Annotated in this window: 15 protein-coding genes; 5 read left to right on the top strand and 10 right to left on the bottom strand. The window is 73.7% G+C overall.

The genetic code is table 11. From position 1 onward, the window contains the following. Window positions 1-18 precede the first annotated feature (18 nt). Window positions 19-1,221: an RNA-guided endonuclease InsQ/TnpB family protein gene (locus ACIA8O_RS20595; protein WP_396295366.1), complete on the bottom strand. Its 1,203-nt coding sequence runs from the start codon at window positions 1,219-1,221 to the stop codon at window positions 19-21. A 162-nt stretch (window positions 1,222-1,383) separates the two neighbouring features. Between ACIA8O_RS20595 and ACIA8O_RS20600 the strand changes: the two genes are divergently transcribed. Beyond that, window positions 1,384-2,010 (top strand): precorrin-8X methylmutase, encoded by a 627-nt coding sequence (locus ACIA8O_RS20600; RefSeq protein ID WP_396295367.1) that lies wholly within the window; start codon window positions 1,384-1,386, stop codon window positions 2,008-2,010. Then, window positions 2,007-3,515 (top strand): precorrin-2 C(20)-methyltransferase, encoded by a 1,509-nt coding sequence (locus tag ACIA8O_RS20605; protein ID WP_396295368.1) that lies wholly within the window; start codon window positions 2,007-2,009, stop codon window positions 3,513-3,515. The genes ACIA8O_RS20600 and ACIA8O_RS20605 overlap by 4 nt, the downstream gene beginning before the upstream one ends. 33 nt (window positions 3,516-3,548) lie before the next feature. Here ACIA8O_RS20605 and ACIA8O_RS20610 read toward each other — a convergent pair whose 3' ends face one another. Further along, on the bottom strand, window positions 3,549-4,100 hold the full coding sequence (locus ACIA8O_RS20610) for a hypothetical protein (RefSeq protein WP_396295369.1): 552 nt from the start codon (window positions 4,098-4,100) through the stop codon (window positions 3,549-3,551). 81 nt (window positions 4,101-4,181) lie between these two features. On the opposite strand from ACIA8O_RS20610, the gene ACIA8O_RS20615 reads away from it, so the two are divergent. Further along, window positions 4,182-5,069, top strand: a complete 888-nt coding sequence (locus ACIA8O_RS20615) for a S41 family peptidase (protein ID WP_396295370.1) — start codon at window positions 4,182-4,184, stop codon at window positions 5,067-5,069. Window positions 5,070-5,118: 49 nt separating this feature from the next. Here the strand turns inward: ACIA8O_RS20615 and ACIA8O_RS20620 are convergent, their stop codons facing one another. Both ACIA8O_RS20620 and ACIA8O_RS20625 read right to left on the bottom strand, forming a co-directional pair. Next, window positions 5,119-5,946, bottom strand: a complete 828-nt coding sequence (locus ACIA8O_RS20620) for an oxidoreductase (protein ID WP_396295371.1) — start codon at window positions 5,944-5,946, stop codon at window positions 5,119-5,121. Window positions 5,947-6,044: 98 nt separating this feature from the next. Further along, window positions 6,045-6,428 (bottom strand): VOC family protein, encoded by a 384-nt coding sequence (locus ACIA8O_RS20625; protein WP_396295372.1) that lies wholly within the window; start codon window positions 6,426-6,428, stop codon window positions 6,045-6,047. 57 nt (window positions 6,429-6,485) lie between these two features. On the opposite strand from ACIA8O_RS20625, the gene ACIA8O_RS20630 reads away from it, so the two are divergent. Further along, window positions 6,486-7,118, top strand: a complete 633-nt coding sequence (locus ACIA8O_RS20630) for an AAA family ATPase (RefSeq protein WP_396295373.1) — start codon at window positions 6,486-6,488, stop codon at window positions 7,116-7,118. Between the two features lie 2 nt (window positions 7,119-7,120). Here ACIA8O_RS20630 and ACIA8O_RS20635 read toward each other — a convergent pair whose 3' ends face one another. From ACIA8O_RS20635 to ACIA8O_RS20645, 3 genes are read right to left on the bottom strand one after another with little or no spacing between them, the layout of a single operon-like run. Then, the gene (locus ACIA8O_RS20635; RefSeq protein WP_396295374.1) at window positions 7,121-7,678 is read right to left on the bottom strand and encodes a barstar family protein; all 558 of its coding nucleotides are present in this window, start codon (window positions 7,676-7,678) and stop codon (window positions 7,121-7,123) included. A 45-nt stretch (window positions 7,679-7,723) separates the two neighbouring features. Next, window positions 7,724-8,191, bottom strand: coding sequence for a hypothetical protein (locus tag ACIA8O_RS20640; protein WP_396295375.1), 468 nt, complete (start codon window positions 8,189-8,191; stop codon window positions 7,724-7,726). Between the two features lie 2 nt (window positions 8,192-8,193). Next, window positions 8,194-8,925 carry a cobalt-precorrin-6A reductase gene (locus tag ACIA8O_RS20645; RefSeq protein WP_396295376.1) on the bottom strand — a complete coding sequence of 244 codons (732 nt, stop codon included), beginning with the start codon at window positions 8,923-8,925 and terminating at the stop codon, window positions 8,194-8,196. 20 nt (window positions 8,926-8,945) lie between these two features. Between ACIA8O_RS20645 and ACIA8O_RS20650 the strand changes: the two genes are divergently transcribed. Then, on the top strand, window positions 8,946-10,076 hold the full coding sequence (locus tag ACIA8O_RS20650; RefSeq protein WP_396295377.1) for a cobalt-precorrin-5B (C(1))-methyltransferase: 1,131 nt from the start codon (window positions 8,946-8,948) through the stop codon (window positions 10,074-10,076). Between the two features lie 7 nt (window positions 10,077-10,083). Here ACIA8O_RS20650 and ACIA8O_RS20655 read toward each other — a convergent pair whose 3' ends face one another. Genes ACIA8O_RS20655 through cbiE form a run of 3 tightly spaced genes read right to left on the bottom strand, consistent with a single transcriptional unit; the run spans window position 10,084 to window position 13,284 of the window. Beyond that, window positions 10,084-11,253, bottom strand: coding sequence for a HEAT repeat domain-containing protein (locus ACIA8O_RS20655; RefSeq protein WP_396295378.1), 1,170 nt, complete (start codon window positions 11,251-11,253; stop codon window positions 10,084-10,086). Between the two features lie 22 nt (window positions 11,254-11,275). Further along, a complete protein-coding gene (gene cobM, locus ACIA8O_RS20660; RefSeq protein ID WP_396295379.1) occupies window positions 11,276-12,031 on the bottom strand; it encodes a precorrin-4 C(11)-methyltransferase in 756 nt (251 codons plus the stop codon). Next, window positions 12,028-13,284: a precorrin-6y C5,15-methyltransferase (decarboxylating) subunit CbiE gene (gene cbiE, locus ACIA8O_RS20665; protein ID WP_396295380.1), complete on the bottom strand. Its 1,257-nt coding sequence runs from the start codon at window positions 13,282-13,284 to the stop codon at window positions 12,028-12,030. Before cbiE ends, cobM begins: the two co-directional genes overlap by 4 nt. Between the last annotated feature and the right edge of the window lie 7 nt (window positions 13,285-13,291).

Genomic DNA, 13,291 nt, shown 5'->3' on the forward strand with positions numbered 1-13,291 from the left:
GCTCACTCAGCCTGACCGTCAGCGACGGGCAGGGCTTAGAAGATCAACACCAGCCGGGTTGAGACCAGCCCGGACGAGCATCACGCGAGCGGAGTTCTTGTCTCTCGGTGAGGAGACTCCGCAGGCGGTGCACGTATACGTTCTCATCGAAAGAGGTAGGCGGTGCTTGGCTCTCGCTCCGCAGTGCGCGCAGTCCATCGTGGTGTGCGCGGGGTGGACCAGGTGCACGGTACGGCCGTGCTTGCGGGCCATCTCGATCAGCGCCGTTTTGGTCGCGCCGATCGCGGCGTCGGACGCCTTCCTGGCCATGGTGGTCCTGGCGAGGAACTTCGGACGGAAGTCCTCCACGGCGATGTGATCGAAGTCGCGGACCACGCTCTTCGCCCACTTGCGGCCGGTGTCCTGGCGCTGTCTGGCTACCTTCTTGTGCAGCTTCGCTGCCTGCTGCTGCGCCTTGCGGTAGCCCCGGGTCTGCGGCTTCCCCTTCGGGGCGCGACGACGCGCCATCTGACGCTGGTAGCGGGCGAGGCGCTGTGCGGCCGTCCTGCCGTGCTCGGCATGCGGCAGATCGTGAGCGTCGCTGGTGGTGGTGGCAGTGTCCTTCACGCCCCAGTCGACGCCGATCACGCGGCCTGTCGCGGCCAGCGGCTCCGTTGCGACGGGGACGACAAAGCTTGCGTACCAGTGGCCAGTGCTGTCCCGGTACACGCGCACCGACGACGGGTTGGCGGGAAGCTCACGCGACCAGACCACGGTCAGGACAATCCCCCCGGCGAGGTGCAGACGGCCAGCTCTGAGCCGGAAACCACGCCGCGTGTAGTTCAGCGACGTGAGCGCATCCCGTTTTCTCTTCGGCTTCGGCAGCCCGGCCCGCTGAGATGCTGGCAGCTTCGCTCTGACGTCCTGGAGCGCCTTCGCACGGGACTTCGCGAAGTCCCGGATTGTCTGCTGCTGTGGCACCGAGCTCCCTTCCCGCAGCCACGCCATTGCGCTACGGGCCTCGGTCAGCATCTTGTCGAGCCGCGCCGGACCGCATGTCAGCTTCTCGCTCGCGGTCTTGTTCAGCAGATGGACTCTGCGGGACACAGACAGGCACTCGTTCCACACCCACCGGCACTTGCCCCACTCGTCTTCGAGGGCACCGAGCGCGGTCGACGACACGCGCAGGCGGTAGGTGTACCGGGCGTGCCCGGCGTCCTCCGCAGCCCGTCCAGTCGTCACGGTCCACAACCTACCGCCCTTCACCGACAGTCAGAGAGGTAACCCAGGACACGCAGAGAACACCGCCGCTTCGCGGCTTCGACCCAAAGCCCCTCTCCTGTCCTCTGGGTGGGGGTCCCCCTCTCCCCGGCCCGAAGGCCGGGGCTCTCTAGGAGAAATCCGGTGATCGAGTACGAGAAGGACGGCGCGGCCATCTACCGCGAGTCCTTTGCCACCATCCGGGCCGAGGCCGACCTGGCCCACCTGCCGGCCGACGTGGCCCAGGTCGCGGTGCGGATGATCCACGCCTGCGGCATGACCGACCTGGTCGAGGACCTGCTCTGGTCGCCGAAGGTGGTCGCCGACGCGCGCGCCGCGCTGAACGCCGGGGCGCCGATCCTGTGCGACGTCTCGATGGTCGCCAGCGGCGTCACCCGCAAGCGGCTGCCCGCCGACAACCAGGTGATCTGCACCCTCTCCGACCCCTCGGTGCCGCAGCTGGCCAAGGAGCTGGGCAACACCCGCAGCGCCGCTGCGATGGAGCTCTGGCTGCCGCACCTGGAGGGCGCGGTGGTCGCCGTCGGCAACGCGCCGACCTCGCTGTTCCGCCTGCTGGAGATGGTCGCGGCCGGTGCCCCCCGCCCGGCCGCCGTGATCGGCGTGCCGGTCGGCTTCATCGGCGCCGCCGAGTCCAAGGAGGTGCTGGCCGCGAACGACCTGGGCCTGGAGTACCTGGTGGTCCGGGGCCGCCGGGGCGGCAGCGCGATCGCCGCCGCCGCGATCAACGCGATTGCGAGCACCGAAGAGTGACGGAGCAGCAGATCGGCAGACTGTACGGCGTCGGCCTCGGCCCGGGCGACCCGGAGCTGGTGACCGTCAAGACCGCCCGGCTGATCGGCGAGGCGGACGTGGTCGCGTACCACAGCGCCCGGCACGGCCGGTCGATAGCCCGCTCCATCGCCGCCCCCTACTTCAAGGACGGCGTGGTCGAGGAGAAGCTGGTCTACCCGGTCACGGTGGAGACCACCGACCACCCCGGCGGCTACCGGGGCGCGTTGGACGACTTCTACGAGGAGGCCGCCGCCCGGCTGGCCGCCCACCTCGACGCCGGCCTGACGGTGGTGGTGCTGGCCGAGGGGGACCCGTTCTTCTACGGCTCCTACCAGCACATGCACAAGCGCCTGGCGCACCGCTACCCGACCGAGGTGGTGCCCGGCGTCACCTCGGTGAGCGCCGCCGCCGCCCGGCTCGGCAAGCCGCTGTGCGAGGCCGAGGAGACCCTCACCATCATCCCCGGCACCCTGCCCGAGGAGGAGCTGACGGCCCGTCTGGCCGCCGCCGACTCGGCCGTGGTGATGAAGCTCGGCCGCACCTTCCCGGCCGTCCGCTCCGCCTTCGAGCGCTCCGGCCGCCTGGCCGAGGCCTCGTACGTCGAGCGGGCCACCATGGCGGGCGAGCGGACCGGCGCGCTGGCGGAGATCGACCCCGAGTCGGTGCCGTACTTCTCGGTGGCGGTGCTGCCGAGCCGGCTGGGCGGTGGCTCGCCCGCGCCGGTGTACGACGGCCCCGGCGAGGTGGTCGTGGTCGGCACCGGCCCGGCCGGGCCGCTCTGGCTGACCCCCGAGGTGCGCGGCCAACTCGCCTCCGCCACCGACCTGGTGGGCTACACCACCTACCTCGACCGGGTGCCGGTGCGGGCCGGCCAGGTGCGGCACGGCTCGGACAACAAGGTGGAGTCCGAGCGGGCCGAGTTCGCCCTCGACCTGGCGAGCCGCGGGCGGAAGGTGGTCGTGGTCTCCTCCGGCGACCCGGGCGTCTTCGCGATGGCCACCGCCGTGCTGGAGGTCGCCTGCGAGGAGCGGTACCGGGAGATCCCGGTGCGGATCTGCCCCGGCATGACCGCCGCCCACGCCGCCGCCTCCCGGGCCGGCGCCCCGCTCGGCCACGACTACGCGGTGGTCTCGCTCTCCGACCGGCTCAAGCCCTGGTCGGTGGTGGCCTCGCGGCTGCGCGCCGCGGCCGAGGCGGACCTGGTGCTGGCGCTGTACAACCCGGGCTCCAAGTCCCGTACCACGCAGGTCGGTTCGGCGAAGGAGCTGCTGCTGGAGCTGCGTGCCGCCGACACCCCCGTGGTGATGGCCCGGGACGTGGGCGGGCCAACCGAGCGGGTGCGGACGGTACTGCTCGGCGAGCTGGACCCGGCCGAGGTCGACATGCGGACCATCCTGCTGATCGGCTCCTCGCAGACCCAGGCGGTCAGCCGTGGGGAAGGCCGCGAGGTGGTCTGGACGCCGCGGCGCTACCCGGAGGCGTGACTCTCCCCGGCCGGCCCCCTGGCGGACGATCCGTCAGGGGGCCGGTACGGCGATGGTGCGGGTGCCCTTGTCCGTGGTGACCAGGACGTGGCCGCGGTCGGCCCAGGTGGCGGACGCGAAGGTGCCGTCCCGGCCCGAGGCCGGGAGCTCGGCCACCCACCAGTGGCGCTCGGACCAGCCGCTGCCGGTGTGCAGGTTCAGCTTCCAGGACTGGGACTCGATCTCCGAGCCCGGGTTCCCGACCTGGGTCACCACCAGGACGTGGCCGGGGACGCCCGGCCTGGGCTGACGGCTGGTCACCCGCTGCTGCGGGACCGCGCCCTGGAGCACCAGGGCCCCGACGGCGTACAGCAGCGTGCAGGCGGCCACCAGCCCGGCCACCGTCCGCCCGTTCCGGCTGCGCGCGGCGGCCGTCACCGCGAGGAAGGCCAGCCCCGCCCCGCCCACGATCAACGGGCGGAACAGCGCCACCGCCACCATTGTCCGCCCGCCCGGGCGGTCTTCGTACACGCCCCAGGCGTACGCCGCCAGCGCGAGCAGCCCGGCCAGCACGAACAGGGCCGGCCAGCGTCGTCGTTCCGTCATGTGTGCCCCCTCCGGCGGGGATCGTAGCGTGCGGAAATAACCGCTCGTCACGGTGTCCGCCGGTCCGTACGATGCGCGCTCATGACCTCCCACAACGAGATTCTCGACGCCGCGCTGGACAAGATCACCACCGGCTACGTCTTCCCCGAACTCACCGGCCCGATCGCCGAGGCGCTGCGCGGGAAGCTGGCCGACGGTGCGTACGACGGCCTGGCCGACGCCGACTTCTGTGCCGCCGTCACCGCGGACCTCCAGGCCGTCTGCCCCGACAAGCACCTGCGGCTGCTCTGGAGCGAGGAGGCCGTCCCGGTCGAGGAGGAGGACTCCCCGGAGGAGGAGAAGGCCCGCTGGCTGACGTACTACCAGGAGGGCAACTTCGGCATCGCCAGGGCCGAGCGGCTGGACGGCAACATCGGCTACCTCGACCTGCGCTTCATCCCGGACGCCGACGCCGGGTTCGCGGCCATCGGGGCGGCCATGCAACTCGTCGCCCACACCAAGGGGTTGGTCATCGACCTGCGGCAGTGCCGGGGCGGCTCGCCGAACGGCGTCGCCCTGTGGTGCAGCCACTTCTTCGGCGACGACGAGGTCCACCTCAACGACATCTACGAGCGCGCCACCGACTCCACCCGCCAGTACTGGACCTACCCCCACACCCCCGGCCCCCGCTACCTCGACCGCCCGGTCACCGTCCTCACCGCCGCCTTCACCTTCTCCGGCGGCGAGGAGCTCGCCTACAACCTCCAGGCCCTCGGCCGCGCCACCCTGGTCGGCGAGACCACCCGCGGCGGCGCCCACCCCACCGACCGCTACGCCCTCACCCCGCACATCGCGGTCACCGTCCCGACCGCCCGCTCCATCAACCCCGTCACCGGCACCAACTGGGAGGGCGTCGGCGTCAAGCCCGACGTCGACGCCAAGGCCGAGGACGCCCTGGACGCCGCCCTCGGCCTGCTGGCCGCCGAGTAGCCGCCGACCGGCCCCGACCGTCCTGGCGCGGGGCCGGTCGGACGGTCCGTCAGAACGCGGTGGAGAGTGCCACCTGCCGCCACGCATCGAGCTCGGACCGCACCAGGTCCAGCTTCGCCTCGACCCGTTGCACCGCGTCGGAACCCAGTTGCAGCCGCAGCGGCGGCTCGGCTGCCCCGGTCACGTCGACCACCGCCCGGGCCGCCTTCACCGGATCGCCCGCCTGCCGGCCGTCGTGGTACGCCATCGACTCCCGCACCGGGCCCGCGCCTTCCGCGTAGTCCGCGATGGAGGCCGGCTCGACCCGGATGCTGGCCCCGCTCAGGAAGTCCGTCCGGAAGCCACCCGGCTCGACGATGGTGACCCGGATGCCGAGCGGGGCCAGCTCGCCGTGCAGCGCCTCCGAGATGCCCTCGACCGCGAACTTCGACGCGCCGTACACGCCGACGGCCGGCGCGGTGGCGAAGCCGCCCACCGAGCTGACCGTCAGCACGTGCCCGGAGCGCTGCGCGCGCAGGACCGGCAGGGTCGCCCGCAGGGTGTTCAGCACCCCGAACACATTGACGTCGAACAGCGCCCGGGCCGCCGCGTCGGAGACCTCCTCGACCGCGCCGACCAGCCCGTGGCCCGCGTTGGCCACCACCACGTCGATCCCGCCGAACCGGGCCACCCCCGCCTCCACGGCCGCCGCCAACTGGGCCTCCTCGGTCACGTCCGCACCCACCGCCAGCAGGCCCTCCGGCTGCTCCGGGTAGGCCACGAGCACCGCGGAGGCGTCCCGCGCGGTGGCGATCACCTTGTGCCCGCGCTCCAGTGCTTCGCGGGTGATCGCCGCGCCGAGTCCGCGCGATGCCCCGGTGACGAACCAAGTACTCATGCTCTCTCCCCGATCCGATGGCCCCCTGACGGGCCGACAACCGGACGGTAGACCCTAGAGTGCGCTCTAGATCAACAGCTGAGCGGCGGTCCGTGTGCTCAGGAGTGCGCGGCGGCGCGGTCGGACTCGCTGCGCAGGACGCAGAACTCGTTGCCCTCCGGGTCGTGCAGGACCGCCCAGCCCGAACCGTCCGGGTTGCGGCGGTCCGCCGCCATGGTGGCGCCGAGGGCGAGGAGGCGTTCGACCTCGGGGTCGCGGGAGTCGGTGGGGCGCAGGCAGAGGTGGAACCGGTTCTTGACGGTCTTGGGCTCGGGGACGACGTTGAAGTAGAGGACCGGGCCGCCGGCGAGGACCACCTGGGTCTCGTGGTCGCCGGGGCGGCAGTCGGGGTCGACCGGACAGCCCGTCACCTCGCTCCAGAACCGCGCCAGTTCGTAGGCGTCCGCACAGTCGATCGCGACGTTCTGCACCACTGAGACCATGGGCGCGAGTCTTGCGGATCTTGGTCGGGGGCGCCAGCCGGGCGTACGCTCCGCCCCATGCTCCTGTGGATCAACGGCCCCTTCGGCGGCGGCAAGACGCAGACGGCGTACGAGCTCCGGCGGCGGCTGGCCGGCAGCGTGGTGTGCGACCCCGAGCACGTGGGGTTCGGGCTGCACCGGATGACGCCCCCTGGGTTGCGCGGGGACTTCCAGGACCTCCCGGCCTGGCGGCAGGGGGTCTTCGAGGTGCTGGACCGGGCGCTCGGTGGGCACGACGGCGTGGTGATCGTGCCGATGACGGTGGTGGAGCCCGGGTACTTCGCCGAGACCGTCGGGCGACTGCGCGAACGCGGCCACGACGTGCGGCACTTCGCGCTGCTGGCCGAGCGGGAGACGGTGCTGCGGCGGCTGCGGGAGCGGGGGTTCGGGCACGCCGTGCGGCTGGTCGGCGGGAAGGACGCCCCGTTGCGGCGGGAGAGCTTCGCGGTGTCCAAGCTGGACCTCTGCCTGGAGCGGCTGGGCGGGGAGGAGTTCGCCGAGCACCTGTGGACCGACCGCCTGACGGTCCCCAAGGTCGCCGACCGGATCGCAGCCTCGGCCGGTCTGACCCTTGCCCCGGACACCGACGGCCCCCTGCGGGGGCGGCTGCGGCGGGTCTGGACGGGCCTGCGGCACGTCCGCTTCGACTGAGCTCAGTCCGAGCCGGGCCAGTCCGGGCCGGTCAGGGCGGCGGTGAGGCGGCCGTCCGCCAGGTGCACGGTGACGTCCGGATCGGTGGTCACCCGGGCGGTGAAGTCCGAGGCGGGGAGGTGGTCGAGGAGGAACACGAAGTGCAGGGGGAAGGCGGGCATGTCGTCCGGGAAGCCGTCGGCGTCCAGGCGGAGGTTGGCGCGCCAGGCCGCCTGGCAGAGCACCGAGACGAACAGGCCCAGGTGGTCCGCCGCCAGTAGGTGATCGGCCCGGTCGACCAGCACCGCGACCGCCCGGTTGCCGTGCCAGGGCCCGTGCAGGTCGTGCAGGCAGTCCACCAGGGCCGCCCAGTTGTGGCCGAAGTAGCCGGGGAAGGGAAGCTCTCGGGCGAAGGCCCGGAACAGCGAGGCCGGCTCCAGCAGCTCCCGCCCGTCCAACCGGAAGGCGAAGCCGCCCGCCGCCTCCAGCGCGGCCAGCCCCGCCGCCACCCAAGGGTCCCGACGGGACGTCAGCACGACCCACGGTGAGCGGGTGTCGACCAGGGTGGGGGCGTTCGTCATGCGCGCCATCCTCCCAGCCGAGGGCACGGTTCCGTACCCGGCCGGTCAGGCGGCGGCGAAGGCTGCCCGAGCCTGTTCGACAGCGGTGATGAGCTCTTCCAGGGGGCACTCCTGGCGGCCCATCACGATCGGTGTGAAGTCCTTGATCCGCCGTGCGGAGGAGAGGTACGCCAACGGGCGGACCGAGTAGCCGTCCACGGCGCTCCAGCCGGCTTCCACGGAGATCCGCTCGGGGGTGGTGGCGACGACGCGGAGCCAGCCCGTGGACTGGTCGGAGAAGTCGTACGGGAGGAGGGCCGTCCCGGCCTTGGTCCGGAGGCGGCGCAACTGTGACAACCACTGGTCGAGGAGCCGGACCAGTCGCAAGGGGATCGTGTCGAGCCCCGGTCCGTAGCGCTCGTCGTCGAGCAGTGGGCCGTAGTCGCACATGGTGCGGTGGCTGCCCAGGCGCAGCTGTAGGTCATGGCCGAGCCTGCGTTCGATGAGCTCGAAGCGGAAGAGGAGGGGCGGCATGCTCACAGGCCCGCCAGCCAGGTGAGGGCTGACGGGACGTCGGGGGCGGTGGGGAGGCCGGCCGGGGGTTCGGGGCGGCGGACGATCACCACCGGGAGGGAGAGTTCGCGGGCGGCGGTGAGTTTGGGGGCGGTGGCGGCGCCGCCGCTGTCCTTGGTGACCAGGACGTCGATGCGGTGGTCGCGCAGGACGCGGCGTTCGCCGTCGAGGGTGAAGGGGCCGCGGTCGAGGAGGACCTCGGTGGAGGCGGGGAGCGGGGGCTCGGGGGCGTCCACGGAGCGGGCCAGGAAGTGCAGGGGGGAGGAGGCGAAGGCGGCCAGGCCCTGGCGGCCGGTGGTGAGGAAGACCCGTCCGCCGAGGGAGGGGAGCAGGGCCGCGGCCTCCGCCAGGGAGCCGACCGGGTGCCAGCGGTCGCCGGGGACGGGGACCCAGCCGGGGCGGCGCAGGGCGAGCAGGGGAGTATGGACCTCGGCGGCCGCCTCGGCCGCGTTCCGGCTGATGGCCCCGGCGAAGGGATGGGTGGCGTCGATGACCGCGTCCACGCGCTCCGCCCGGAGCCAGGCGGCCAGCCCGGCCGGTCCGCCGAAGCCGCCGATCCGGACCTCGCCGACGGGCAGCCGGGGCTGTGCCACCCGCCCGGCGAGGGAACTGGTCACCCGCAGGGCGGTGTCGGCGGCGAGGGCGGCGGCCAGTTCGCGGGCCTCGGTGGTGCCGCCGAGGATCAAGACGTGCAACAGGACTCCAGGGGACGTACGTGACTGGTGAGCGTAGTGGGAACGCCGATGCGAAGGGCGGCCGGGAGGCCCAGCTCAAGAGCAGCGGGCTGCGGCACGGCTGGACCACCGGCGCCTGCGCGACGGCCGCCACCACCGCCGCGTACACCGCGCTGCTCACCGGCGAGTTCCCCGACCCGGTGACCATCACCCTGCCCAAGGGCCAGCGGCCCGCCTTCGCGCTGGCGGCCGAGCTGCTGACGCCGGGTCAGAGTGCGATGGCGGGTGTGGTGAAGGACGCCGGCGACGACCCGGACGTCACGCACGGCGCGCTGATCCGCTCCACCGTACGCCACGGGGCGCCCGGCAGTGGTGTGGTCTTCGCGGCCGGGCCCGGGGTCGGCACGGTCACCAAGGCCGGGCTGCCGATCCCGCCCGGGGAGCCGGCCATCAACCCGGTGCCGCGGCAGCTGATGCGCGATCACGTCGCCGAGGTGGCGGCCCGGTGCGGGGGCAGCGGGGACGTGGTGGTGGAGATCTCGGTCGACCACGGCGAGGAGATCGCCCGCTCCACCTGGAACCCCCGGCTCGGCATCCTCGGCGGCCTCTCCATCCTCGGGACGACCGGCATCGTGGTCCCCTACTCCTGCTCGGCCTGGATCGACTCCATCCGGCGCGGCGTGGACGTCGCCCGGGCGGCCGGCCGCACCCACGTGGCCGGGTGCACCGGCTCCACCTCCGAGAAGGTGGCCGTGGCGGTGCACGGCCTGCCCGAGGACGCCCTGCTCGACATGGGCGACTTCGCCGGCGCTGTCCTCAAGTACCTCAAGCGCCACCCCGTCCCCCGTCTCACCATCGCCGGCGGCTTCGCCAAGCTCTCCAAGCTCGCCGCCGGCCACCTCGACCTGCACTCCGGCCGCTCCCAGGTCGACAAGTCCTTCCTCGCCGATCTGGCCCGCCAGGGCGGTGCCGACCCGGCGCTGGTGGAGGCCGTGGCGGGCGCCAACACCGGCCTGGAGGCGGTCCAGCTGTGCGCCGCCGCCGGGGTCCCGCTCGGCGACCTGGTCGCTGCCCGGGCCCGCCGCACCGCCCTCGACGTCCTGGCCGGCGCCCCCATCGAGGTCGACGTCATCTGCATCGACCGCGCGGGCACCATCGTCGGCACGGCCTGAGCCGTCGTCAGGACCGGGACCGCTCCTGCTGCTCGACCCAGCGGCGGAGGTGTTCCAGGTGGGGGTTCCAGCCGCCGTCGGCCTCGGAGTACGGGCCGAGACGGCGGTAGGCGTCGAAGGCCCGGTCGTCCTGGCGCATGGCCAGGCCGTAGCCGCCGATCTCACGGAGCTCGCGGTCGTCCTCCTCCAGCAGCGCCCGGAGCAGGTCACCGATCTCCGGCCGTGGATCGTTGGAGTGGCCCAGGGCCAACGCGGCGGAGAGCCGGACCCGCAGGACCGGGTCGTGCAGCAGGGTCAGCAGGGGAGACCAGTACTCTGCCGCGCGCTCGGGCGCGAGGCGTTGTGCGGCGGCGTTGCGCACCTTCCAGTCGGTGTCATCGGCCAGGGCCAGCATCGCGGAGACCTCGGCCGGCGAGCTGGCACCGAGCAGCTCGGGCACCTGGCAGCGGACGTCCGGGTCCGGGTGCCCGGCGTACCGCACACCGATCGCGCCGAGTTCCTCGTGCACCGTCAGGCCGCAGACGAACAGGACCTCGGAGAGCACCCGGGCATCGGTCTCCTCGCGCGCCCAGGCCACCGGCATCGCCGGGTCGTCCACGTCGTCGACGACCGCCCGGTAGCCCAGCACCACGGCGAGGACCAGCCGCCGCGCGGGGTTGGGGTCGGGACGCAGCGCCCACAGCGCCGTCCAGGTCTCCGGGTCCTGACGACGGCTCAGCACACCGCAGGCGCCGACCCGGTCGGGGTGGTCCTCGGCGGACTGCCGGACGGCCCGGGCGATCAGCTCGTCGGCGGGGACCGGGACGCCGAACTCCTGCTCCAGCCAGGTCAGGACGGCCCCGTGCCCGGCCCGGACGGTGCGGCCGTCGAGGACGAGCTGCTGGACCCGCGAGTCCTGCTCGTCCTCGACCCAGGTGAACGGGCCGAGTGCGGCCACGTCCCGCTCGTACCAGCTCCGGGCCACCGCGAGCAGGTGCTCGCGCTGCCCGGGCGAGAGCCGCTCCCGGGTCTGCCGGTCGAGCAGGGTGGAGACCAGCAGGGGCGAGCCCGACTCCACGGCGAGCCGGAGCGGCGTGACGCCGTCGGGGCCGGGGGCGAGCGGGTCGGCGCCGGAGTGCAGGGCCCGTTCCACGGCCCGGGCGTCGAAGGCGGTGATCGCGGTGCTGAGGTCGGGCAAGCGGAATCCTCCTGAAGGGGCGTCAGTCGCAGGTGTGGGTGCGGTCGCGGTCGCTCGAGTAGAGGTGGCTGTCGCGGAACTGCTCGGCGGCCAGGGTGCGGCCGACCAGGATGACGGCGGTGCGCAGCAGGCCGGCCTCCTTGGTCTGGGCGGCGATGGTGGCCAGGGTGCCGCGCAGGACGAGTTCGTCGGGGCGGCTGGCCATGGCGACCACGGCGGCGGGGCAGTCGGGGCCGTAGTGGGGGAGGAGCTCCTCGACCACGGAGTCGACGTAGCGGGTGGCCAGGTGGAGGACGAGGAGGGCGCCGCTGCGGCCGAGGGTGGCGAGGTCCTCGCCCTCGGGCATGGGGGTGGCCTGGCGGGCGACCCGGGTGAGGATGACGGTCTGGCCGACCGTGGGGACGGTGAGTTCGCGCTTGAGGGCGGCGGCCGCGGCGGCGAAGGCGGGGACGCCGGGGACCACCTCGTAGGGGACGCCGGCCGCGTCCAGGCGCCGCATCTGCTCGGCGACGGCGGAGAAGACGGAGGGGTCGCCGGAGTGCAGGCGGGCCACGTCCTGGCCGGCCTGGTGGGCGCGGACCAGCTCGGCGATGATCTGGTCGAGGTCGAGGTCGGCGGTGTCGACCAGGCGGGCGTCGGCCGGGCACTCGGCGAGCAGTTCGCGCGGGACGAGGCTGCCGGCGTAGAGGCAGACAGGGCTGGCGGCGAGCAGGCGCTGGCCGCGCAGGGTGATCAGGTCGGCCGCGCCGGGGCCCGCGCCGATGAAGTAGACGGTCATGAGGGGGAGTCCTCTCGGAGGGCGGAGGGGGAGGGCTTGACCACGGACCACTGGGTGACGGGCATGGCCTGGCGCCAGCCGGTGAAGCCGCCGACCGGGACGGCGTGGGAGACGGCGAGCTTGAGCAGTTCGCCGCCGTGGCGGCGGTACCACTCGGTGAGCAGGGCCTCGGATTCGAGGGTGACGGTGTTGGCGACCAGGCGGCCGCCGGGGGCCAGCGCGGCCCAGCAGGCGTCCAGCAGGCCGGGCGCGGTGAGGCCGCCGCCGACGAACACCGCGTCGGGGGTGGGCAGTCCGGCCAGGGCGGCCGGGGCGGGGCCGGTGACCACCCGGAGGCGGGGGACGCCGAGGGCGGCCGCGTTGCGGGTGATCCGGCCGGAACGGACCGGGTCGCGCTCGACGGTGACGGCCCGGCAGTCGCGGTGGGCGCGCAGCCACTCGACGGCGATCGAGCCGGAGCCGCCGCCGACGTCCCAGAGCAGCTCGCCGGGGGAGGGGGCCAGGGTGGCCAGGGTGACGGCCCGGACGTGACGCTTGGTCAGCTGGCCGTCGGTCTCGAAGGAGTCGTCGGGCAGGCCGGGGGTGAGGGTGGTGCGGGGGCCGTCGGGGGCGCAGTCGACGGCGATCACGTTGAGCGGGTCGCCCGCCGGGTGGGCCCAGTCGGCGGCGGTGCCGTCGAGCTGGCGCTCGGAGGGGCCGCCGAGCTGCTCCAGGACGCGCAGGCGGCTGGTGCCGAAGCCGCGGTCGGTGAGCAGGGCGGCGACGGCGGCCGGGGTGGTGGCGTCGGCGCTGAGGACGAGGACCCGGCGGCCGGGGTGCAGGGCGAGGGTGAGGGAGTCGAGGGGGCGGCCGACCAGGCTGACCACCTCGGTGGACTCCAGCGGCCAGCCGAGCCGGGCGCAGGCGAGGGAGAGCGAGGAGGGGTGGGGGTGGACGGCGAGGCGCTCGGGTCCGGCGAGTTCGGCCAGGGTGCGGCCGATGCCGTAGTACATCGGGTCGCCGCTGGCCAGGACGGCCAGGCCGCCGGGGGCGTGCTCGGCCAGCAGGGCCGGGACGGCGGGGCGCAGCGGGGAGGGCCAGGCGATCCGGGCCGCCGTCACCGAGTCCGGGAGGAGGGCGAGTTGGCGGGGGCCGCCGAGGACGGTGCGGGCCCCGGTGAGCGCGGTGCGGGCGGCGGTGGTGAGGCCGTCCCAGCCGTCGGCGCCGATCCCGACGACGGAGATCGGCGGCCCGGGGAGCGGGGCGGTGCTCAACAGGTAC

The sequence above is a fragment of the Kitasatospora sp. NPDC051853 genome, assembly GCF_044452665.1.
In the GTDB taxonomy this organism is placed as follows: Bacteria; Actinomycetota; Actinomycetes; order Streptomycetales; family Streptomycetaceae; genus Kitasatospora.

Coding starts and splice junctions, on each gene's coding strand:
- ACIA8O_RS20610 (WP_396295369.1), bottom strand. CDS start 4,100: ATGACGGAACGACGACGCTGGCCGGCCCTGTTCGTGCTGGCCGGGCTG.
- ACIA8O_RS20615 (WP_396295370.1), top strand. CDS start 4,182: ATGACCTCCCACAACGAGATTCTCGACGCCGCGCTGGACAAGATCACC.
- ACIA8O_RS20620 (WP_396295371.1), bottom strand. CDS start 5,946: ATGAGTACTTGGTTCGTCACCGGGGCATCGCGCGGACTCGGCGCGGCG.
- ACIA8O_RS20625 (WP_396295372.1), bottom strand. CDS start 6,428: ATGGTCTCAGTGGTGCAGAACGTCGCGATCGACTGTGCGGACGCCTAC.
- ACIA8O_RS20630 (WP_396295373.1), top strand. CDS start 6,486: ATGCTCCTGTGGATCAACGGCCCCTTCGGCGGCGGCAAGACGCAGACG.
- ACIA8O_RS20635 (WP_396295374.1), bottom strand. CDS start 7,678: ATGACGAACGCCCCCACCCTGGTCGACACCCGCTCACCGTGGGTCGTG.
- ACIA8O_RS20640 (WP_396295375.1), bottom strand. CDS start 8,191: ATGCCGCCCCTCCTCTTCCGCTTCGAGCTCATCGAACGCAGGCTCGGC.
- cobM (WP_396295379.1), bottom strand. CDS start 12,031: ATGACCGTCTACTTCATCGGCGCGGGCCCCGGCGCGGCCGACCTGATC.